At 53.6% G+C, this 21,894-nt stretch carries 19 protein-coding genes and 1 riboswitch; of the genes, 10 read left to right on the top strand and 9 right to left on the bottom strand.

From position 1 onward, the window contains the following. Window positions 1-183 precede the first annotated feature (183 nt). Window positions 184-624, top strand: a complete 441-nt coding sequence (gene zraP, locus HV334_RS01245; RefSeq protein WP_016155316.1) for a zinc resistance sensor/chaperone ZraP — start codon at window positions 184-186, stop codon at window positions 622-624. Between the two features lie 59 nt (window positions 625-683). Here the strand turns inward: zraP and HV334_RS01240 are convergent, their stop codons facing one another. The 6 genes from HV334_RS01240 to nudC form a co-directional block, all read right to left on the bottom strand. Beyond that, on the bottom strand, window positions 684-1,376 hold the full coding sequence (locus HV334_RS01240) for a DUF1481 domain-containing protein (protein ID WP_047359007.1): 693 nt from the start codon (window positions 1,374-1,376) through the stop codon (window positions 684-686). 11 nt (window positions 1,377-1,387) lie between these two features. Then, the gene (gene hupA / locus HV334_RS01235; protein WP_001044509.1) at window positions 1,388-1,660 is read right to left on the bottom strand and encodes a nucleoid-associated protein HU-alpha; all 273 of its coding nucleotides are present in this window, start codon (window positions 1,658-1,660) and stop codon (window positions 1,388-1,390) included. Window positions 1,661-1,846: 186 nt separating this feature from the next. Continuing rightward, window positions 1,847-2,437: a YjaG family protein gene (locus tag HV334_RS01230; RefSeq protein ID WP_003842015.1), complete on the bottom strand. Its 591-nt coding sequence runs from the start codon at window positions 2,435-2,437 to the stop codon at window positions 1,847-1,849. Between the two features lie 33 nt (window positions 2,438-2,470). After that, window positions 2,471-3,151, bottom strand: a complete 681-nt coding sequence (nfi, locus tag HV334_RS01225; RefSeq protein WP_181221076.1) for a deoxyribonuclease V — start codon at window positions 3,149-3,151, stop codon at window positions 2,471-2,473. Between the two features lie 9 nt (window positions 3,152-3,160). Beyond that, a complete protein-coding gene (gene hemE / locus HV334_RS01220) occupies window positions 3,161-4,225 on the bottom strand; it encodes a uroporphyrinogen decarboxylase (protein ID WP_181221075.1) in 1,065 nt (354 codons plus the stop codon). Between the two features lie 43 nt (window positions 4,226-4,268). Next, the gene (gene nudC / locus HV334_RS01215) at window positions 4,269-5,042 is read right to left on the bottom strand and encodes an NAD(+) diphosphatase (RefSeq protein WP_016155312.1); all 774 of its coding nucleotides are present in this window, start codon (window positions 5,040-5,042) and stop codon (window positions 4,269-4,271) included. A gap of 96 nt (window positions 5,043-5,138) precedes the next feature. Here nudC and HV334_RS01210 point away from each other — a divergent pair, with 96 nt between their 5' ends. From HV334_RS01210 to thiH, 7 genes are all read left to right on the top strand, one after another. Next, window positions 5,139-5,627 (top strand): Rsd/AlgQ family anti-sigma factor, encoded by a 489-nt coding sequence (locus HV334_RS01210; RefSeq protein WP_016155311.1) that lies wholly within the window; start codon window positions 5,139-5,141, stop codon window positions 5,625-5,627. Between the two features lie 49 nt (window positions 5,628-5,676). Further along, a riboswitch (TPP riboswitch) is annotated at window positions 5,677-5,799 on the top strand. An 83-nt stretch (window positions 5,800-5,882) separates the two neighbouring features. After that, window positions 5,883-7,781: a phosphomethylpyrimidine synthase ThiC gene (gene thiC, locus HV334_RS01205; RefSeq protein WP_181221074.1), complete on the top strand. Its 1,899-nt coding sequence runs from the start codon at window positions 5,883-5,885 to the stop codon at window positions 7,779-7,781. Beyond that, window positions 7,781-8,416: a thiamine phosphate synthase gene (gene thiE, locus HV334_RS01200; protein WP_047498837.1), complete on the top strand. Its 636-nt coding sequence runs from the start codon at window positions 7,781-7,783 to the stop codon at window positions 8,414-8,416. Before thiC ends, thiE begins: the two co-directional genes overlap by 1 nt. Continuing rightward, complete coding sequence (locus tag HV334_RS01195) at window positions 8,409-9,167, top strand: HesA/MoeB/ThiF family protein (RefSeq protein WP_103284369.1); 759 nt, start codon at window positions 8,409-8,411, stop codon at window positions 9,165-9,167. The genes thiE and HV334_RS01195 overlap by 8 nt, the downstream gene beginning before the upstream one ends. After that, complete coding sequence (gene thiS, locus HV334_RS01190; RefSeq protein WP_016155307.1) at window positions 9,148-9,348, top strand: sulfur carrier protein ThiS; 201 nt, start codon at window positions 9,148-9,150, stop codon at window positions 9,346-9,348. Before HV334_RS01195 ends, thiS begins: the two co-directional genes overlap by 20 nt. Before the next feature lies 1 nt (window position 9,349). Then, complete coding sequence (gene thiG / locus HV334_RS01185; RefSeq protein ID WP_047415991.1) at window positions 9,350-10,120, top strand: thiazole synthase; 771 nt, start codon at window positions 9,350-9,352, stop codon at window positions 10,118-10,120. Then, window positions 10,117-11,250: a 2-iminoacetate synthase ThiH gene (gene thiH / locus HV334_RS01180; RefSeq protein ID WP_016157943.1), complete on the top strand. Its 1,134-nt coding sequence runs from the start codon at window positions 10,117-10,119 to the stop codon at window positions 11,248-11,250. Before thiG ends, thiH begins: the two co-directional genes overlap by 4 nt. A gap of 120 nt (window positions 11,251-11,370) precedes the next feature. Here the strand turns inward: thiH and HV334_RS01175 are convergent, their stop codons facing one another. Continuing rightward, window positions 11,371-11,583, bottom strand: a complete 213-nt coding sequence (locus HV334_RS01175) for an RNA chaperone/antiterminator CspA (protein ID WP_016155304.1) — start codon at window positions 11,581-11,583, stop codon at window positions 11,371-11,373. A gap of 1,090 nt (window positions 11,584-12,673) precedes the next feature. Here HV334_RS01175 and HV334_RS01170 point away from each other — a divergent pair. Together HV334_RS01170 and HV334_RS01165 are read left to right on the top strand one after the other, a co-directional pair. Beyond that, the gene (locus HV334_RS01170; protein WP_016155303.1) at window positions 12,674-12,979 is read left to right on the top strand and encodes a PTS sugar transporter subunit IIB; all 306 of its coding nucleotides are present in this window, start codon (window positions 12,674-12,676) and stop codon (window positions 12,977-12,979) included. A 4-nt stretch (window positions 12,980-12,983) separates the two neighbouring features. After that, window positions 12,984-13,301 carry a PTS lactose/cellobiose transporter subunit IIA gene (locus HV334_RS01165; RefSeq protein WP_047415986.1) on the top strand — a complete coding sequence of 106 codons (318 nt, stop codon included), beginning with the start codon at window positions 12,984-12,986 and terminating at the stop codon, window positions 13,299-13,301. Between the two features lie 147 nt (window positions 13,302-13,448). On the opposite strand, the gene rpoC is transcribed toward HV334_RS01165, so the two are convergent. Both rpoC and rpoB read right to left on the bottom strand, forming a co-directional pair. Next, on the bottom strand, window positions 13,449-17,672 hold the full coding sequence (rpoC, locus tag HV334_RS01160; protein WP_016155301.1) for a DNA-directed RNA polymerase subunit beta': 4,224 nt from the start codon (window positions 17,670-17,672) through the stop codon (window positions 13,449-13,451). 76 nt (window positions 17,673-17,748) lie between these two features. Further along, on the bottom strand, window positions 17,749-21,777 hold the full coding sequence (rpoB, locus tag HV334_RS01155; protein ID WP_003033111.1) for a DNA-directed RNA polymerase subunit beta: 4,029 nt from the start codon (window positions 21,775-21,777) through the stop codon (window positions 17,749-17,751). Window positions 21,778-21,894 lie beyond the last annotated feature (117 nt).

Genomic DNA, 21,894 nt, shown 5'->3' with positions numbered 1-21,894 from the left:
CCTGCCCTCAGACACAAACCGCTGAAAGTAGCGGGTAAAAATGACCCGCCGGCGCGTTCTGGCGAGTCATTTTTACTCGTCGCCCTGTAAAGACCACGAGTACAACGCCCGCGGGAGCGGGATTGCCGCTTTGGCACGGAAGATGCAATAGGAAATGTAATCTAACCAACAGGAGAACGACCCATGAAACGGAACAACAAACTGGCGCTGATTGCGCTCTCTCTTATCGCGTTGGGCTCTACCCCGGCGCTGGCGCAAAATCACTGGGGATATGGTGATGGAATGCAGCAACGAGGCGGTACGCCAATGACCACTGAGCAGCAGGCTACCGCGCAGAAAATATATGATGATTACTACTCGCAGACCAACGCCTTGCGCCAACAGCTGACCTCTAAACGTTATGAGTACAACGCGTTGCTAACAGCCAGCTCGCCGGACACTGCAAAAATTAATGCCGTGGCAAAAGAGATGGAGGCGTTGAATCAGTCACTGGATGAGCAGCGCGTTAAACGCGATGTCGCAATGGCCCAGGCAGGCGTACCTCGCGGAGCGGGAATGGGCTACGGCGGGTGCGGCGGTGGCGGTAACCATCGCGGCGGCCATATGGGAATGGGCCACTGGTAAACGTTTTTTGCCGGATGGCGGCCTCACCTTATCTGGCCCGATGTCCTGGCATCAGGTTTTCAGAAGGTTTTGGCAGTAGGCTGCCAGTGACAAAAATCTTCATTAGCAACCAGCAGTAGCTGCGACCCTTCGGGCGCTTCCAGCCATGCCACACTCACTTCTACAGATGAATGGCTCTGGCGGCGCTCAATGTGGTTTATCGCCCACGATTCCAGATCGGGCTTCAGTGTTTCACCTTCACAGGTCGTGACTGTGTTATTCGCATGCCAGCGTCCCTGACGCAATATCACCCGTCCCTGACGCAACGCATCGCTGGTCTGGCGGATTTGATCGGCACGATAGCGGTAAAGCGCAATTTGATCGCTGGAAAGCTGCTGCTTTTGCCCATCGACTTCACGTTGCATGAAACTCAGTTCGCCCCGGTCATCGAAGCGTATACGGACATGTTCCGGTGGTTTACTGTAAGTGTTGAGTTCTATCAGCGAGAGCGAATCACCCTGCCAGCGGTATTCACTGGTAGTGGTATCGCCTTTACGCCACGGACTAAATACCGAGAGTAAGTGAACATCGTCGCTGGAATCTTTACGCCAAATGCGTACCGCCCCCTGATCGCCAACATAGCCGCTGGCCGTGAACGGAGGAAGCTCAGAGTGGCGACTACAGGCAGACAGTAACAGCACACCTGAAAGCCAAAGCGAATGACGCCAGATGGACAAAAGGGGCGAAACCGCCCCTTCGATAAAACTGTTCACTGCCACGCGAATTACTTAACCGCGTCTTTCAGTGCTTTACCAGAAACAAATGCCGGTACGTTAGCTGCGGCAATTTTGATTTCTTTACCGGTCTGCGGGTTGCGGCCAGTGCGCTCAGCACGGTGGTTCACTTTGAAGGTACCGAAACCAACCAGTTGTACAGCATCGCCTTCTTTCAGAGACTCAGTAATAGCAGCCAGAGTGGATTCCAGAGCAGCTTTAGCCTGTGTTTTAGACAGTTCTGCTTTGTCTGCAATTACATCAATCAGTTGAGTCTTGTTCATAAGTTATCCTTACAATGTGTTTATCGCTTGCTAAGCATCGAGTGCGACGGAAATGCCAGAAAAGCACTCTCCTGCATACACGCACCGATAGCCACTTTTTTTCGCCCCCCAAATGTAGACCAGACCGGGGGCGGATGGGAAGCCTTCAGGCACGACAAATCAGGCGTTAAATCACGTTTTATGGTGTCATTGCTGAAAATTTATACCAATATTGCTCTCGCCAGCCTCGCGCAGGTCTGCACGAAGCCCTTTTATCAGCTCAATATCGCGTTCTTCACAGTCGGCTAAAAGTCGGAAAATTTCCCACTGAATATCCCATTCTTGCTCAACGGCCGGGTTCTCTTTGAGCTCTTCATCGGTCATTTCGCGACCAGCCTGGGTCATTTCCAGCATCGCAACCGTCGTAATCGAAGCCTTACTAACCTCAATTGCATGTTCCAGCGTTTCACCGCTAAGACGCGAATGCATCAGTTCGCTTAATGCCACACAGGCATCAATCGCCGGATAAACGCCGTACAAATCGTAATCGTCTGCTGAAGGAATAGCCTCTTCAAATTTTTCCAACTGGCTATCGAAATTGATTTTCGCGTCTTTAACCGTCAGCGCTTCCCAAATCAAATCCAGAATTCGGCGGTAAATTTGTCCATCGCCAAATTCGGTTTGCTTACAGAACATGGCGTAGTTGGGGTACATGCGTTCGCACAGACAGGCCATAAACGTGACGTGCTGCCAGCTTTCCAGCTTCTCCAGACGCAGGTGAATCGGATTTTGTAACATGATGAGTTCTCAAATACGGAAATTAGCGGCAGTTTACCCGATATGGGGCGTTTTTGCTGCAAGCCGCGTAAAAGCAGGGCGTTCGGATGCCACCGCATCTGCCCAGCGTGTTGGTTCCGGCAGACGATAGCCGTTCATACAGCATTGTACCCACGCTAACGCGCTGTCCTGGCTCACGCGATGACCCGTAGAGATAAACAGCGGGTTACAGCGTGCTTTGCTGCGCCAAACCCATGCCAGCTGTTCGCCTTTATCCAACAACGGCGCTAACGCTCCGGGTTCGGCGGCGAGCGGCTCAAACTTGCCGCACAACCGTTTTTTCGCCACACCAATCGTCGGGACATCCACCAGCAGGCCAAAATGGCTGGCCACGCCCAGACGGCGAGGGTGAGAGATCCCGTGACCGTCAACGAACAGCAGATCAGGCTTGTGCGAAAGCTGCTGCCAGGCGGCCATCAGCGCGGGTGTTTCGCGAAAGGAGAGAAAGCCAGGAATGTAGGGCATGGTGGTGGCGATTCGCGCCACCGTGTATTCAACCAGTTCCAGCGAGGGGTACTTCAGTAAGACCATCGCGGCTCGCGTCACTTCGCCCCCCTGCTCGAACCCAACGTCCGCCCCGCCGATCAGATCCGGTGGATCGTTCCTCAGGCGATCCTCGCGGATCACTGAGGAGGCCAGTTCAAGCTGCTGCGCGCGTAATGACGCAAGATCCATAATGACTCCTTAGCGGTGATACTGTTCAGACAACCGATGTACCGCCTCCACAAAGACACCCGCATGCTCTGGCGGGACATCCTGATGAATGCCGTGGCCCAGGTTAAAGACATGGCCTTCACCCTGACCAAAACCGGCCAGAATCGTCGCCACCTCTTCTTCGATGCGGGCTGGCGGCGCATACAGCATGGACGGATCCATATTGCCCTGTAGTGCCACTTTATGACCTACACGACGACGCGCATCGGCAATGTCAGTGGTCCAGTCCAGACCTAACGCATCACAGCCGGTTTCCGCCATCGCTTCCAGCCACTGACCACCGCCTTTAGTGAACAGCGTCACCGGTACGCGACGACCTTCGTTCTCGCGCATCAGGCCGTCGACGATTTTGTGCATGTAATACAGGGAGAACTGCTGATAGTCGCGACCGGTCAGCACACCGCCCCAGGTGTCGAAAATCATTACCGACTGCGCGCCCGCTTTGATCTGCGCGTTCAGGTACAGAGTGACGCTCTTCGCCAGCTTATCAAGCAGCAGATGCAGCGCCTTTGGATCGGCGTACATCATCTTTTTAATCACGGTGAAGGCCTTACTACTACCGCCTTCGACCATATAGGTCGCCAGTGTCCACGGGCTACCGGAGAAGCCGATCAGCGGCACTTCGCCTTTCAGTTCACGGCGGATTGTGCGCACCGCATTCATCACATACCCCAGCTCATCTTCCGGGTCCGGGATCGGCAGTTTGTCGACGTCAGCCTTGCTGACGATCGGTGAGGTAAAGCGTGGGCCCTCTCCGGCTTCAAAATACAGCCCAAGTCCCATCGCATCAGGAATCGTCAGGATATCCGAAAAGAGGATCGCCGCATCAAGCTTATAGCGACGCAGCGGCTGCAGCGTGACTTCGCAGGCCAGCTCGGCATTTTTGCACAGCGCCATAAAATCGCCCGCTTCGGCGCGCGTGGCTTTATATTCCGGTAGATAGCGGCCCGCCTGGCGCATCATCCATACCGGAGTGACATCAACGGGCTGGCGCAGCAGCGCACGCAGATAACGATCGTTCTTCAGTTCGGTCATTTTTCCATTCCTTGAGCTATTTCACGCCAGTGTAACATGTGTGTCACTCATACTCTGCCCGGCAGAGGGCGACAGTATCTTCAATCAATCGACGCGCGACGGTGCCCGGCGGGGGCAGGAGCGGTAAATCGTCGTAGCGATACCAGTTCGCTTCCAGCAGTTCCTTCGGGTCAATAACAATTTCGCCGCTATCATACTCCGCCATAAATGCGGTCATCAAAGACTGTGGGAACGGCCACGGCTGAGAAGTGACGTAGCGCAGGTTTTTCACCTTAATGCCGCTCTCTTCCATGACTTCGCGTGCCACCGCCTGCTCGAGGGTCTCGCCCACTTCGACAAAACCCGCCAGCACGGTATGCACGCCGTTACGATGGCGAACATGTTGGGCAAGCAGGATAGCGTCGTCACGGCGAATAGCGACGATAATGCAGGGGGCAATTTGCGGGTAGTAGCGTTCTCGACAGTGGCTACACAGCATCGCCCATTCCGTTTTACTCGGGTGCATGGGATGACCGCAGTAACCGCAGAATTTATGTGAGCGGTAGAACTCGGCCAGTTGTACGCCGCGTCCGGCCAGTTGAAACAGGCCAACATCCTGGTCAATGACCTGGCGCACAGACCCCATATCGTGCCGACGCTGCTGCTGCACCAGCCAGACCGTCTCCCCTTCCCATTCGCCTATAGGAAGTGCACGCTGCCCGGTCAGATCAAAACTTGCTGCGTCGCCGTAAGGCAGTTCGCCATGAGGCAACCATAACTTTTGCTCATGACTGACAATCCACCAGCCGCTATCTAATTTTTCAATTATACGATCCATATCTCTTGCGCAACCTTTGCTTCACAGGCATGTTGTTTACATTATTTTTACATTTACGGGTGAGCCGTTCCTAAACACCATCTTGCGGAGTCAATCATGCTAAACCAGCTGGAAAGCCTGACGGAGCACGTCGGAGGAAGTAACAAACTGGTTGATCGCTGGCTACATGTACGTAAGCACCTGCTCGTGGCTTACTACAATCTGGTTGGCATTAAGCCTGGCAAAGAATCGTACATGCGGCTCAATGAAAAGGCGCTGGATGATTTTTGCCAGAGCCTGGTCGATTACCTTTCCACCGGACACTTCAGTATTTATGAACGTATTCTCCATAAATTGGAAGGGAACGGGCAGCTTTTAAAAGCCACAAAAATTTGGCCGCTCCTGGAAGCCAATACGCAACTGATCATGGACTACTATGATTCCAGTCTGGAGACCGCCATTGATCACGATAACTTCCTTGAATTTCAACAGGCCTTATCGGATATCGGCGAGGCGCTGGAAGCCCGGTTCGTGCTGGAAGATAAGCTGATCATGCTGGTTTTTGATGCGATGCACGAGAGTGGCATGATCAAACGTCCTGCTTGAGATTTGCGACATTAACGCGTAATTTACATTCATTACCTCTTTTTGAGGTTACTTCTTGTCGGAGTGCTTATTTTCCACAGCAGCATGAGTGGAAAAGGCTGAGACCGTTAATTCGGGATCCGCGGAACCTGATCAGGTTAAAACCTGCGAAGGGAACAAGAGTCAATCTACAACCGTATCGCCCTTTGGCGTTCGTCTCTCTTGCTTCATCCGTCGTCTGACAAGCCATATCCTTACTTTTATTTGGAATGAGCTATGTCTGCCACTACTAAACCATCACGCCGCGAACAGCGCGCCCAAGCCCAACACTTTATCGACACGCTGGAAGGTACCGCCTTTCCTAACTCAAAACGTATCTACATCACCGGTTCGCAGGCGGATATCCGCATCCCGATGCGCGAAATCCAGCTAAGTCCTACGCTGATTGGTGGTACGAAAGACAACCCGCAGTTTGAAGAGAACGAAGCCGTGCCGGTGTACGACACCTCCGGGCCGTACGGCGATCCTGATGTGGCGATTAACGTTCAGCAGGGTCTGGCAAAACTGCGCCAGCCATGGATTGCGGCGCGTAAAGATAGCGAAGAATTAGACGACCGTAGCTCCGCTTATACCAAACAACGTCTGGCCGACGATGGCCTGGACGAGCTGCGTTTCAGCGGCCTGCTGACGCCAAAACGCGCCAAAGCCGGCAAGCGCGTTACCCAGTTGCACTATGCCCGTCAGGGGATGGTTACCCCGGAGATGGAATTTATCGCCATCCGTGAAAACATGGGCCGCGAGCGCATTCGTAGTGAAGTGCTGCGCCATCAGCATCCAGGAATGAACTTTGGTGCGCGCCTGCCGGAAAACATCACCCCGGAATTCGTGCGTGATGAAGTCGCTGCGGGCCGCGCGATTATTCCTGCCAACATCAACCACCCGGAATCCGAGCCGATGATCATCGGCCGCAACTTCCTGGTGAAGGTGAACGCCAACATCGGTAACTCGGCGGTGACCTCCTCCATTGAAGAAGAGGTGGAGAAGCTGGTGTGGTCGACCCGCTGGGGCGCAGATACGGTGATGGACCTCTCCACCGGCCGCTATATTCACGAAACCCGCGAGTGGATCCTACGTAACAGCCCGGTGCCGATCGGTACCGTACCGATCTACCAGGCGCTGGAGAAGGTTAACGGGATCGCTGAAGATCTCACCTGGGAAGCCTTCCGTGACACGCTGCTCGAACAAGCCGAACAGGGCGTCGACTACTTCACCATTCACGCGGGCGTACTGCTGCGCTACGTGCCGATGACCGCTAAACGCCTGACAGGAATTGTCTCGCGCGGCGGTTCGATCATGGCGAAATGGTGTCTTTCTCATCACAAAGAGAACTTCCTGTTTGAACATTTCCGCGAGATTTGCGAAATCTGTGCCGCTTATGACGTTTCGCTCTCTCTCGGCGACGGCCTGCGTCCAGGCTCGATTCAGGATGCCAACGACGAGGCGCAGTTCTCCGAGCTGCATACGCTGGGCGAACTGACCAAAATCGCCTGGGAATACGACGTGCAGGTGATGATTGAAGGCCCGGGTCATGTGCCGATGCATATGATCCAGCGCAATATGACCGAAGAGCTGGAGCACTGCCATGAAGCGCCGTTCTACACCTTAGGGCCGTTGACGACAGATATCGCGCCGGGCTATGACCACTTCACCTCCGGCATTGGTGCGGCGATGATCGGCTGGTTTGGCTGTGCGATGCTGTGCTACGTCACGCCAAAAGAGCACCTTGGCCTGCCGAACAAAGAAGACGTGAAGCAAGGGCTGATTACCTACAAGATTGCCGCCCATGCCGCTGATTTAGCCAAAGGCCATCCGGGAGCGCAGATCCGCGATAACGCCATGTCGAAAGCGCGCTTCGAATTCCGCTGGGAAGACCAGTTTAACCTCGCACTCGACCCATTCACCGCCCGCGCCTATCACGATGAAACCCTGCCACAGGAGTCCGGCAAGGTTGCCCACTTCTGCTCCATGTGCGGGCCGAAGTTCTGCTCGATGAAAATCAGCCAGGAGGTCCGCGACTACGCCGCCGCACAAACCATTGAAATCGGAATGGCGGATATGTCGGAGAACTTCCGCGCCAAAGGCGGCGAAATCTACCTCAAAAAAGAGGAGGCGTGATGTACCAGCCTGATTTCCCGACCGTGCCGTTCCGCCTCGGGCTTTACCCGGTGGTAGACAGCGTTGAATGGATTGAACGCTTGCTGCAGGCAGGTGTGCGCACGATCCAACTGCGCATTAAAGATAAACGTGATGAAGAGGTCGAAGCCGACGTCATTGCCGCCATAGAGTTGGGGCATCGCTATGATGCTCGCCTGTTTATCAACGACTACTGGAGTCTGGCAATTAAGCACAACGCGTACGGCGTGCATCTGGGCCAGGAAGACCTCGAAACCACCGACCTGAAGGCGATTCAGGCGGCGGGGCTACGCCTGGGTGTTTCCACTCACGATGATATGGAGATAGACGTAGCGCTGGCTGCTAAGCCTTCTTATATCGCGCTGGGTCATGTCTTCCCGACGCAAACCAAGCAGATGCCGTCGGCCCCGCAGGGTCTCACGCAGTTGGCAAGCCATAGTAAACGACTGGCGGATTACCCCACTGTCGCTATCGGCGGCATCAGCCTTGAGCGCGCCCCAGCGGTGCTGGCGACCGGCGTTGGCAGCATTGCCGTGGTCAGCGCCATAACCCACGCCGCAGACTGGCAGGCAGCCACGGCGCAGCTACTGGACATTGCGGGAGCCGGCGATGAATGACCGCGATTTTATGCGCTACAGCCGCCAGATCCTGCTCGGCGACATTGCCATTGAGGGCCAACAAAAGCTGCTCGATAGCCATGTGCTGATCGTCGGCTTAGGTGGGCTCGGCTCGCCTGCGGCACTGTATCTGGCGGGAGCGGGCGTCGGCACGCTGACGTTGGCGGACGATGATGACGTTCATCTGAGCAACCTGCAGCGGCAAATATTGTTCACCACCGATGATATCGCCCGGCCGAAAGCACAGGCGGCAAAGCGACATCTGGCACGCCTTAATCCGGACAGCGAGCTGGTCGCCCTTGAGCAGCGGCTGACCGGTGAGGCGCTCCGGCATGCGGTAGCGCGTGCCGACGTGGTGCTCGACTGTACCGACAACATGGCGACGCGCCAGGAAATTAACGCCGCCTGCGTGATGCTCAACACTCCGCTCATCACCGCCAGCGCTGTGGGCTTTGGCGGCCAGCTAATGGTACTGACGCCACCGTGGGAACAAGGCTGTTACCGTTGCCTGTGGCCGGATGATGTAGAGCCGGAACGCAACTGCCGCACCGCCGGCATCGTCGGCCCGGTTGTGGGCGTGATGGGCACCTTGCAGGCGCTGGAGGCGATTAAATTACTCAGCGGCATTGAAACTCCCAGTGGGGAGCTACGCCTGTTCGACGGTAAAACCAGCCAGTGGCGCAGCCTCGCGCTACGTCGTGCCAGCGGCTGCCCGGTCTGCGGAGGACAACATGCAGATTCAGTTCAATGATGAGCCAATGCAGTGCGCCGAGGGACAAACCGTCAGCGGGCTGCTCACTGCGCTAAATCAACTTAAACCGGGAGCGGCGCTGGCGCTTAATCAGCAGATCCTGCCGCGCGAGCAGTGGGAGCAGCAAATCGTGCAGGAAGGCGACCAGATCCTGCTTTTTCAGGTTATTGCAGGGGGTTGATATGTTACGTATTGCCGACAAAACGTTTGATTCACATCTGTTCACCGGCACCGGAAAATTTGCTTCGTCGCAGCTGATGGTCGAGGCGATCCGCGCCTCCGGCAGCCAACTGGTGACGCTGGCGATGAAGCGCGTGGATTTGCGCCAGCACAACGATGCCATTCTGGCCCCACTTATCGACGCGGGGGTGACGCTACTACCTAACACCTCCGGGGCGAAAACCGCGGAAGAGGCTATTTTCGCCGCCCAACTGGCACGTGAAGCGCTGGGCACAAACTGGCTAAAATTAGAAATCCACCCGGACGCCCGCTGGCTATTGCCGGATCCGATTGAAACGTTAAAAGCCGCGGAAGCATTGGTGAAACTGGGCTTTGTGGTGCTGCCCTACTGCGGCGCGGATCCGGTGCTGTGTAAGCGGCTGGAAGAGGTCGGCTGCGCGGCGGTAATGCCGCTCGGTGCGCCCATCGGTTCTAATCAGGGACTGGAAACGAAAGCGATGCTGGAGATTATTATCCAGCAGGCAACCGTACCGGTGGTGGTTGATGCGGGTATCGGCGTCCCCAGCCACGCCACACAGGCGCTGGAAATGGGTGCCGACGCAGTGCTGGTCAACACGGCAATCGCCGTGGCCGACTGCCCGGTCACAATGGCTACCGCCTTCCGTCTGGCGGTTGAAGCGGGCCTTCTGGCGCGCCAGGCGGTACCAGGAAGCAAAAGTTCGCAGGCAAGCGCCACCAGCCCGTTAACCGGATTCCTGGAGGCCTTCGTATGAAAACGTTCAGCGACCGCTGGCGCCAGCTTGACTGGGATGACATCCGCCTGCGTATCAACGGTAAAACCGCCGCTGACGTGGAGCACGCCCTCAACGCTTCACAGCTTAGTCGCGACGATCTGATGGCGTTGCTCTCCCCTGCCGCCGCCGACTTTCTGGAGCCGTTGGCACAGCGAGCGCAGCGCCTGACCCGCCAGCGCTTCGGCAACACGGTCAGCTTTTATGTTCCGCTGTATCTCTCAAATCTTTGCGCCAACGACTGCACCTACTGCGGCTTTTCCATGAGCAACCGTATCAAACGCAAAACGCTGGACGAAGATGAGATAAAACGAGAGTGTACCGCTATCCGTGAGCTGGGTTTTGAGCATCTGTTGTTGGTCACCGGTGAACATCAGGCAAAAGTCGGAATGGATTACTTTCGTCGCCATTTGCCCACCATTCGCCGCCAGTTTGCCTCGTTGCAGATGGAAGTTCAGCCGCTGTCAGAGGCTGAATATGCGGAGCTGAAGACGCTGGGACTGGATGGCGTGATGGTGTATCAGGAGAGCTATCATGAGGCGATTTACGCTCGCCACCATCTGAAGGGGAAAAAGCAGGATTTCTTCTGGCGACTGGAAACGCCGGACAGGCTGGGCCGCGCAGGGATCGACAAAATCGGTCTTGGCGCGTTGATTGGTTTGTCCGACAGCTGGCGGGTCGATTGCTATATGGTGGCTGAACATCTGCTGTGGATGCAGCAGCATTACTGGCAGAGCCGCTACTCCATCTCCTTCCCTCGCCTGCGCCCATGCACCGGTGGCGTTGAACCCGCATCGATCATGGACGAGCGACAGTTGGTCCAAACCATTTGCGCGTTTCGTTTACTGGCGCCAGAAATTGAGCTGTCGCTCTCCACCCGCGAATCGCCATGGTTCCGCGATCATGTGATCCCGCTGGCGATCAACAACGTCAGCGCCTTCTCAAAAACACAGCCAGGCGGTTATGCCGATAACCATCCTGAACTGGAACAGTTCTCCCCACACGACGCCCGTCGCCCAGAAGCCGTTGCTGAAGCACTAATGGCGCAGGGGTTACAGCCCGTGTGGAAGGACTGGGACAGCTATCTGGGACGCGCTTCGCAGATGCCGTAAGTCCGGAGCAATCGCATAAAACGAAAAAACCCGCTTTCGCGGGTTTTTTCTTCACTGTCACTTAACTGCTCAGGCTCTGGCCTTCATCGCTATCGTAAGCATTAGTGAAATTATCGGCGATTACAGCGCGACAACGTTAACAGCAGACGGGCCTTTAGCGCCATTCTCCACAGAGAACTCCACTTTTTGACCTTCGTCTAATGTTTTAAAATCGTTGCTCTGGATAGCAGAGAAATGCACAAACACGTCCTTGCTACCGTCCTGAGGAGTGATAAAGCCGAAGCCTTTCTCAGAGTTAAACCATTTTACTAAACCAGTCATTTTGTTAGACATAGATACTTCCTTTCATATTTTTGAGCCGCTTAAGCAGCGAAGATGGCCTGTTTTGCAGAAATTAACTTATGGGGCACTTAGGGAGGAGGCTCATGAAGAAGAGTATCTGAGGATAACGCTTGAACTGAGAACTGCTTTACTAAAACTGCTTTCATAAGGTCTGTGTATCAAACCGATGTCGCTATAGTAGACTTACTTCTAATCAATAAGCAAGCATTAATTTATTTAATAATCGATTAGCGCCGAAATGTTACACCATCGCGGTTGAGCATTTCAGGTAACAACTTGATCTAAAATGAACAAAAGCCCTGACCATTGCAGTCAGGGCTTTAAGTTACTACACACTTCAAATTTAACATTAATAAACTTAACGATTTAGTACTGCTGATGGTACTACTTTAAAATGTACACGTTTACTACAGATAATATTGGATATTGATACTAACTAAAAACGTCCTCTATTTACCGTTAAACACATTCCACCCGCTTGATAATAGAACTCAAGGCTGGTGACCTAAACAAGTACACTTCCCCTCGCGACATATACTCTTTGATGCGTTGCCTTATTTCCCTTGCGATAACCAGAAAACAGAAACCGCAAACATTTACTATTAAATCATGGCGTTACATCGTCGCGTTTTACTAACTATTTGCGATTAGATATATCAACTACGTGGCCTGAAAGCATTGTCGAGGTGAATAAATAGCGTTTTCAGTATCGACTATCCCATACAAAAATACTTCGTGGCCTTTATCGCAACCCCCAATCAAGCTCTACTAACACTTACTACCTTAACAGCAAACTACAATTTCTCCGCTGTTAAGTATTAACATACGGGTTTAAAAAACGCTGTCAATACTGTTTTTTATAACATGTCTTTATTAACAGTGATTATATATTCCTGCATATGATAAATGGGTCAACAATCGCCAAATCAGGGCCAGATCGTAGTGTTGAGCCTCTTTTTGTAACCGGTTTCAGAAAAAGTGACTTTCTTTGTGATGCCTTGCACACAATCGTTGCAAAGCAGTTGTTGCTGCGGCTGGCTCGCGATAATTATCAACCCACACATGTTGATCGAGACTGCTTATGAAAAACATCGTTTTATGCTGTGCCGCCGGAATGTCCACCAGCATGCTGGTGCAAAAGATGAAAGATGCCGCCCAGAAAAAAGGAGTCGACGTCACTATCAAAGCGGTCCCGGTGGCTGAGTTTGAAGAGAATATCGCCACTGCGGATATCGTATTGCTCGGCCCACAGGTTAAGTATGAACAGGCCAAGCTGCAGGCGCTCGCCGACCCGCTAGGAAAAAAAGTCGCCGTTATCGATATGATGGATTACGGCATGATGAAAGGCGATGCGGTACTGGACAAAGCGCTGAAACTACTGGAGTGATGGCATGGAAGAGTTAGAAACGATCATCATGGAATTATTGGTAAACGCCGGAGCTGCGCGCAGTCAAGCCCTGACGGCGTTGCAACTGGCGCGTAAAGGTGATTTCGCCGGGGCAGAACACGCGATGATAGAATCACGCGAGTATGTTAAACAAGCGCATAAAATCCAGACCCAACTGATCGGAATTGACGAAGGTACCGGCAAACTACCGGTTAATCTCATCACAGTCCATTCCCAGGACCACCTGATGAATGCCATGGTGATTCAGGATCTGGCAGGCGACATGATTGAACTGTATCGACGCTTACCACCAGTAAACTGATCGGCTGACGTAAGCCGTAGGCCTCATAAGCCTGGCGTCATCATGCCGGATGGCAGCTGATGCCTTATCCGACCAACATAATACATCTTAAATCCATCGACATAAAAAAACCCGCCGAAGCGGGTTTTTTATTAGCGTCAGCAACGATTAATCGTTGTCAGAACCGCCCAAGCCTGCGTTCAGCAGTTCTGCCAGGCTGGCAGACGCATCTTCAGCAGTCACCTGCGGAGCAGCTGGCAGTTCGCCCGCTGCGCGGCGGCGCATACGATCCTGATGGTACGCATAACCGGTACCCGCCGGGATCAGACGACCCACGATAACGTTCTCTTTCAGACCGCGCAGTTCATCACGTTTACCTGCAACAGCGGCTTCGGTCAGGACACGCGTGGTTTCCTGGAACGATGCTGCAGAGATGAAGGACTCGGTCGCCAGAGACGCTTTGGTGATACCCAGCAGATCGCGGGAGAATGTTGCACCCACTTTGCCGTTCGCTTCCAGATCGCGATTAGCAATCTTGACGCGGGAGTATTCAACCTGCTCGCCTTCCAGGAAGTCGGAGCTACCAGCGCTTTCGATGGTGGCTTTACGCAGCATCTGACGAACGATAACTTCGATGTGCTTATCGTTAATCTTAACGCCCTGCAGACGGTATACGTCCTGAACTTCGTTAACGATATAACGAGTTACAGCATGCACACCACGCAGACGCAGGATGTCGTGCGGCGCTTCCGGACCGTCGGAAACAACGTCACCACGTTCTACACGTTCACCTTCGAACACGTTGAGCTGACGCCATTTCGGAATCATCTCTTCGTACGGCTCGCTACCGTCTACCGGGGTGATAACCAGACGACGTTTACCTTTGGTTTCTTTACCGAAGGAAATGATGCCGCTGATTTCAGCCAGGATTGCCGGCTCTTTCGGACGACGTGCTTCGAACAGGTCCGCAACGCGCGGCAGACCACCGGTGATATCCTTGGTACCGCCGGATTCCTGCGGAACACGCGCCAGGGTGTCACCAGAACTGATCTGTACGCCATCTTCCAGCTGAACAATCGCTTTACCCGGCAGGAAGTACTGAGCAGGCATATCAGTGCCTGGGATCAGAACGTCGTTGCCCTGAGCATCAACAATTTTCAGTGCCGGACGCAGGTCTTTACCACCCGCAGTACGTTCTGCAGAATCCAGAACCACCAGAGAAGACAGACCGGTCAGCTCGTCGGTCTGACGAGTAATGGTCTGGCCGTCGATCATGTCAGTGAAGCGGACGAAACCACTCACTTCGGTGATAACCGGCATGGTGTGCGGATCCCAGTTCGCTACGGTTTCGCCGCCAGCAACCTGTTCGCCATCACCTTTCGCCATAACGGAGCCGTAAGGCACTTTATAGCTTTCTTTGGTACGGCCGAATTCGTCGATCAGTTTCAGTTCGGTGTTACGTGAGGTGATAACCAGTTTACCGCTGGAGTTAACAACCGACTTCGCATTGCTCAGACGGATGCTACCTTTATTTTTCACCTGGATGCTGGATTCAGCAGCCGCACGAGATGCCGCACCACCGATGTGGAACGTACGCATCGTCAGCTGTGTACCCGGTTCACCGATGGACTGTGCCGCGATAACGCCGATTGCTTCACCTTTATTGATGATGTGGCCACGCGCCAGGTCACGACCGTAGCAGTGCGCACATACACCAAAGTCGGTGTCACAGGATACAACGGAACGGACTTTGACGGAGTCAACGGAGTTCTCTTCCAGCAGGTCACACCACTGTTCGTGCAGCAGCGTGTTGCGTGGAACCAGAATATCCGCCGTACCCGGCTTCAGAACGTCTTCAGCAGTCACACGACCCAGAACGCGATCGCGCAGCGGTTCTTTAACGTCACCACCCTCGATAACCGGGGTCATGGTGATGCCTTCCAGCGTGCCGCAATCGTCTTCAGTAACAACCAAGTCCTGCGCAACGTCAACCAGACGACGAGTCAGATAACCGGAGTTCGCTGTTTTCAGTGCGGTATCCGCCAGACCTTTACGAGCACCGTGAGTAGAGATGAAGTACTGGAGTACGTTCAGACCTTCACGGAAGTTCGCGGTGATTGGCGTTTCGATGATGGAGCCATCTGGCTTAGCCATCAGACCACGCATACCAGCCAGCTGACGAATCTGTGCTGCAGAACCACGCGCACCGGAGTCGGCCATCATGTAGATGCTGTTGAAGGAAACCTGCTGCTCTTCTACGCCGTCACGGTTAATCACGGTTTCGGTTTGCAGGTTATCCATCATCGCTTTGGATACACGATCGTTCGCCGCAGCCCAGATATCGATAACTTTGTTATAGCGTTCGCCCGCGGTTACCAGACCAGACTGGAACTGCTCCTGGATCTCAGCAACTTCAGCTTCCGCTTCAGAGATGATCTCGTGTTTCTTCTCTGGGATGACCATGTCATCAATACCAACAGATGCACCTGAACGCGCTGCATAAGCAAAGCCGGTGTACATTGTCTGGTCAGCGAAGATAACGGTCGGCTTCAGGCCCAGAATGCGGTAACAGGTGTTCAGCATTTTGGAGATTGCTTTCTTGCCCAGCGCCTGGTTGACGATGGAGAAAGGCAGACCTTTCGGTACGATCATCCACAGAATGGCGCGACCAACGGTCGTGTCTTTCAGGCTGGTGTGCGCAACGAATTCGCCGTTTTCATCTTTTTCGTATTCAGTGATACGCACTTTAACGCGCGCATGCAGAGAGGCCAGACCTGCGCGATAGATACGCTCAGCTTCTTTCGGGCCAGTCAGCACCATGCCTTCGCCTTTGGCGTTAACACAGTCACGGGTCATGTAGTACAGACCCAATACAACGTCCTGAGACGGAACGATGATAGGTTCGCCGTTCGCCGGAGACAGGATGTTGTTGGTAGACATCATCAGCGCACGCGCTTCGAGCTGGGCTTCCAGCGTCAGCGGTACGTGAACAGCCATCTGGTCACCATCGAAGTCGGCGTTATATGCCGCACAAACCAGCGGGTGCAGCTGGATAGCTTTACCTTCGATCAGTACCGGTTCAAATGCCTGGATACCCAGACGGTGCAGGGTTGGTGCACGGTTCAGCAGTACCGGGTGTTCGCGGATAACTTCGTCCAGGATATCCCAAACGACAGCTTCTTCACGCTCAACCATTTTCTTAGCGGCTTTGATGGTGGTGGCCAGGCCACGCAGTTCCAGCTTGCCGTAAATGAACGGTTTGAACAGTTCCAGTGCCATTTTCTTCGGCAGACCGCACTGATGCAGACGCAGGTATGGACCTACGGTGATTACAGAACGACCGGAGTAGTCAACACGCTTACCGAGCAGGTTCTGACGGAAACGACCCTGTTTACCTTTGATCATATCGGCCAAAGATTTCAGAGGACGTTTGTTAGAACCGGTGATCGCACGACCACGACGACCGTTATCCAGCAGGGCGTCAACCGCTTCCTGCAGCATACGTTTTTCGTTACGTACGATGATGTCCGGCGCAGCCAGATCCAGCAGACGTTTCAAACGGTTGTTACGGTTGATCACGCGACGGTACAGATCGTTCAGATCTGATGTTGCGAAACGACCACCATCCAGCGGAACCAGCGGACGCAGATCTGGCGGCAGAACCGGCAGAACGGTCAGGATCATCCACTCTGGCTTGTTGCCAGACTGTACGAATGCTTCCAGCAGTTTGATACGTTTGGTCAGCTTCTTACGCTTGGTTTCGGAGTTGGTTTCGTTCAGCTCTTCGCGCAGAGTTTCGCACTCTTGCTCCAGATCCATGCTCTTCAGCAGGGCCTGGATTGCTTCCGCACCCATCTTCGCGTCGAATTCGTCACCGAACTCTTCCAGCGCGTCCAGATACTGCTCTTCAGTCAGGATCTGTTGACGTTCCAGGTTAGTCATACCGCCTTCGATAACCACATAAGATTCGAAGTACAGTACGCGTTCGATATCGCGCAGCGGCATATCGAGCAGCAGACCGATACGGGACGGCAGAGATTTCAGGAACCAGATGTGAGCAGTCGGAGACGCCAGCTCGATGTGGCCCATACGCTCACGGCGTACTTTAGTCTGGGTCACTTCAACGCCGCACTTCTCACAGATCACACCGCGGTGTTTCAGGCGCTTGTACTTACCGCACAGGCACTCATAGTCTTTTACCGGCCCAAAGATACGGGCGCAGAAAAGGCCGTCACGTTCAGGTTTGAACGTACGGTAGTTGATGGTTTCCGGCTTCTTAACTTCACCGAAAGACCATGAACGGATCATGTCTGGCGAGGCCAGAGCAATTTTGATCGCATCAAACTCTTCGGTTTTAGTCTGCGCTTTCAGAAACTTTAATAAATCTTTCACGGATTTGCTCCCGTCGGAGTTAGCACAATCTGGCGCTGGCTGTTACGCCAGCACCAGTGACCTGTTTGATCGAGAGTTACTCGTCTTCCAGCTCGATGTTGATACCCAGCGAACGAATCTCTTTCAACAGTACGTTGAAGGATTCCGGCATGCCTGGTTCCATCTGATGGTTGCCGTCCACGATGTTTTTATACATCTTAGTACGACCGTTCACGTCATCAGACTTAACGGTGAGCATTTCCTGCAGGGTGTATGCCGCGCCGTATGCTTCAAGCGCCCACACTTCCATCTCCCCGAAGCGCTGACCACCGAACTGAGCCTTACCACCCAGCGGCTGCTGAGTAACCAGGCTGTAAGAACCGGTAGAACGCGCATGCATCTTGTCATCAACCAGGTGGTTCAGTTTCAGCATGTACATGTAGCCAACGGTAACCTGGCGCTCGAACTGCTCACCGGTACGACCGTCGAACAGTGTGATCTGACCGGAAGTCGGCAGGCCACCCAGCTGTAACAGTTCCTTGATTTCAGACTCTTTCGCACCGTCGAACACCGGCGTTGCGATCGGCATACCTTTTTTCAGGTTTTCAGCCAGACGCAGAACTTCTTCATCGCTGAAGGTATTCAGGTCAACTTTCTGACGAACATCTGAACCCAGATCGTAAGCACGCTGGATGAATTCGCGCAGTTTCGCGACTTCCTGCTGCTGTTTCAGCATGGCGTTGATCTTATCGCCAATACCTTTCGCAGCCATACCCAGGTGGGTTTCAAGGATCTGACCGATGTTCATACGCGATGGTACGCCCAGCGGGTTCAGCACGATATCTACCGGCGTACCGTTAGCATCGTGTGGCATATCTTCGATCGGGTTGATCTTAGAGATTACACCCTTGTTACCGTGACGACCTGCCATCTTATCACCAGGCTGGATCCGACGTTTAACCGCCAGATAAACCTTAACAATCTTCAGCACGCCCGGTGCCAGATCGTCGCCCTGAGTGATTTTACGGCGTTTCGCTTCGAGTTTTTTCTCGAACTCGTGTTTCAGTTCGTCGTACTGCTCAGCCAGTTGTTCCAGCTGATTTTGTTTCTCTTCGTCGGTCAGGCCGAGTTCTAACCAGCGATCGCGCGGCAGTTTGTCGAGCTTCTCAGCTTCAACACCACCGGAAACCAGCACAGCGTAGATACGGCTGAACAGGCCAGCTTCGAGGATTTGCAGTTCTTCAGACAGGTCTTTTTTCGCCTGCTTCAGCTGCATCTCTTCGATTTCCAGCGCACGTTTGTCTTTTTCTACGCCATCGCGAGTAAAGACCTGAACGTCGATAATCGTACCGGAAACACCGTTTGGCACGCGCAGAGAAGAGTCTTTAACGTCAGACGCTTTCTCACCGAAGATCGCACGCAGCAGCTTCTCTTCTGGCGTCAGCTGGGTTTCACCTTTCGGCGTTACCTTACCAACCAGAATATCGCCACCGGTTACTTCCGCGCCGATATAAACGATACCGGATTCATCCAGTTTGGAGAGCGCAGCTTCACCCACGTTCGGGATGTCAGCGGTGATCTCTTCCGGCCCCAGCTTGGTGTCACGGGACACACATGCCAGTTCCTGAATGTGGATGGTGGTGAAACGGTCTTCCTGGACAACACGCTCAGATACGAGGATGGAGTCTTCGAAGTTGTAACCATTCCATGGCATGAATGCCACGCGCATGTTCTGACCGAGCGCCAGTTCACCGAGGTCGGTGGACGGACCGTCTGCCAGCACATCACCACGTTCAACCGGTTCGCCCAGAGATACGCAAGGCATCTGGTTGATACAGGTGTTCTGGTTAGAACGGGTGTATTTGGTCAGGTTATAAATGTCGATACCTGCTTCGCCCGGGTACATCTCGTCTTCGTTAACTTTGATAACGATACGGGAAGCATCCACGTACTGGACGGTACCGCCACGTTTAGCAACTGCGGTAACACCGGAGTCGACGGCAACAGCACGTTCCATACCGGTACCAACCAGCGGCTTATCAGCACGCAGAGTCGGAACCGCCTGACGTTGCATGTTCGCACCCATCAATGCACGGTTGGCGTCATCGTGTTCCAGGAACGGGATCAGGGACGCACCGACGGATACCACCTGCTGGGTGGATACGTCCATGTAGTCAACCTGGTCACGGCTGAACAAGCTGGATTCGCCTTTGCTACGGCAGGTAACCAGATCTTCTACAAAGTGGCCTTCGTCATCCAGGTTGGAGTTCGCCTGAGCGATAACGTAGTTGCCTTCTTCGATAGCAGACAGGTAATGAATTTCGTCAGTTACAACACCGTCGGTCACTTTACGGTACGGAGTCTCGAGGAAGCCGTATTCGTTAGTCTGTGCGTACACGGACAAGGAGTTAATCAGACCGATGTTCGGACCTTCAGGCGTTTCGATTGGACATACGCGACCGTAGTGAGTCGGGTGTACGTCTCGAACTTCGAAGCCTGCGCGTTCACGGGTCAAACCGCCTGGGCCGAGTGCAGAGATACGACGTTTGTGCGTAATCTCAGACAGCGGGTTGTTCTGGTCCATAAACTGAGACAGCTGGCTGGAACCAAAGAACTCTTTCACTGCTGCAGAAATCGGCTTAGCGTTGATCATATCCTGAGGCATCAGGGTATCCAGATCGCCCAGAGACAGACGCTCTTTCACCGCACGCTCAACACGTACCAGGCCAACGCGGAACTGGTTTTCCGCCATTTCGCCTACGGAACGGATACGACGGTTACCGAGGTGGTCGATATCATCGACTTCGCCTTTACCGTTACGGATATCGATGAGCTTCTTCATCACTTCGATGATGTCGTCTTTGCTCAGGATACCAGAACCTTCGATTTCGTCGCGCAGCAGAGAACGGTTGAACTTCATACGACCAACCGCAGACAGGTCATAGCGGTCTTCGGAGAAGAACAGGTTCTCGAACAGGCTTTCAGCAGCTTCACGCGTCGGCGGCTCACCAGGGCGCATCATGCGGTAGATTTCTACCAGCGCGCTCAGACGATCGTTGGTTGGGTCAACACGTACAGTTTCAGAAATGTACGGACCGTGGTCCAGATCGTTGGTGAACAGCGTTTCGATACGCTTGTGGCCAGACTGGCTCAGCTTAGCCAGCAGATCCAGACTCAGCTCCATGTTAGCTGCGCAGATCAGCTCGCCAGTAGATTCGTCAACGTAGTCTTTAGCCGCAACTTTACCAGCAATGTATTCAACCGGAACTTCGATATGTTTGATATCGTCTTTTTCCAGCTGGCGAATGTGGCGCGCAGTGATACGACGGCCTTTTTCGACGTAGACTTTGCCGTTAGCTTCGATGTCAAAGGAGGCGGTTTCACCACGCAGGCGTTCCGGCACCAGTTCCATCTGCAGCTTGTTGTCACGAATTTCGAAAACAACTTTCTCAAAGAACAGGTCAAGGATCTGCTCAGTGGTGTAGTTCAGTGCACGCAGAATAATGGTCGCAGGCAGTTTACGGCGACGGTCAATACGTACGAACAGGTTGTCCTTCGGATCGAATTCGAAGTCCAGCCAGGAACCACGGTAAGGGATGATTCGCGCGTTATACAGCACTTTACCCGAAGAGTGGGTTTTACCTTTGTCGGAGTCAAAGAAGACGCCAGGACTACGGTGCAGCTGAGAAACGATAACACGCTCAGTACCGTTGATAACAAAGGTACCGTTGTCTGTCATGAGCGGAATTTCGCCCATGTAGACTTCTTGTTCTTTAATGTCTTTTACGGTGCCTTCCGGCGCTTCGCGCTCGTAGATCACCAGGCGCAGTTTTACGCGCAGCGGTGCGGAATAGGTCACGCCACGGATCTGACATTCCTGAACGTCAAACACCGGTTCGCCAAGGCGGTAGCTGACGTATTGCAGCTCGGAATTACCGCTGTAGCTCTGAATCGGGAAAACGGAACGGAAAGCTGCTTCCAGACCATACTGCCCTTCAGGATCTTGCTCGATGAACTTCTGAAACGAGTCAAGCTGGATAGAAAGGAGATAAGGTATGTCCAACACTTGCGGACGTTTACCAAAATCCTTACGAATACGTTTTTTCTCGGTATAGGAGTAAACCATTAGGGTTCCTCAGCTCGCTGACAAGTCGACCCATCTGTCCGACGAAGGGACAGTTTGTGCAACACTATTTTGTTGACCGGAAAATCGAATACTTTCCGCAATGCCTGTTGCTATCAC

It is taken from the genome of Citrobacter sp. RHBSTW-00944 (assembly GCF_013615435.1).
Taxonomy (GTDB): domain Bacteria; phylum Pseudomonadota; class Gammaproteobacteria; order Enterobacterales; family Enterobacteriaceae; genus Citrobacter; species Citrobacter braakii.
Note: the sequence above shows the minus strand (reverse complement) of the source record. Positions and strands in the feature narration are given on the sequence as shown.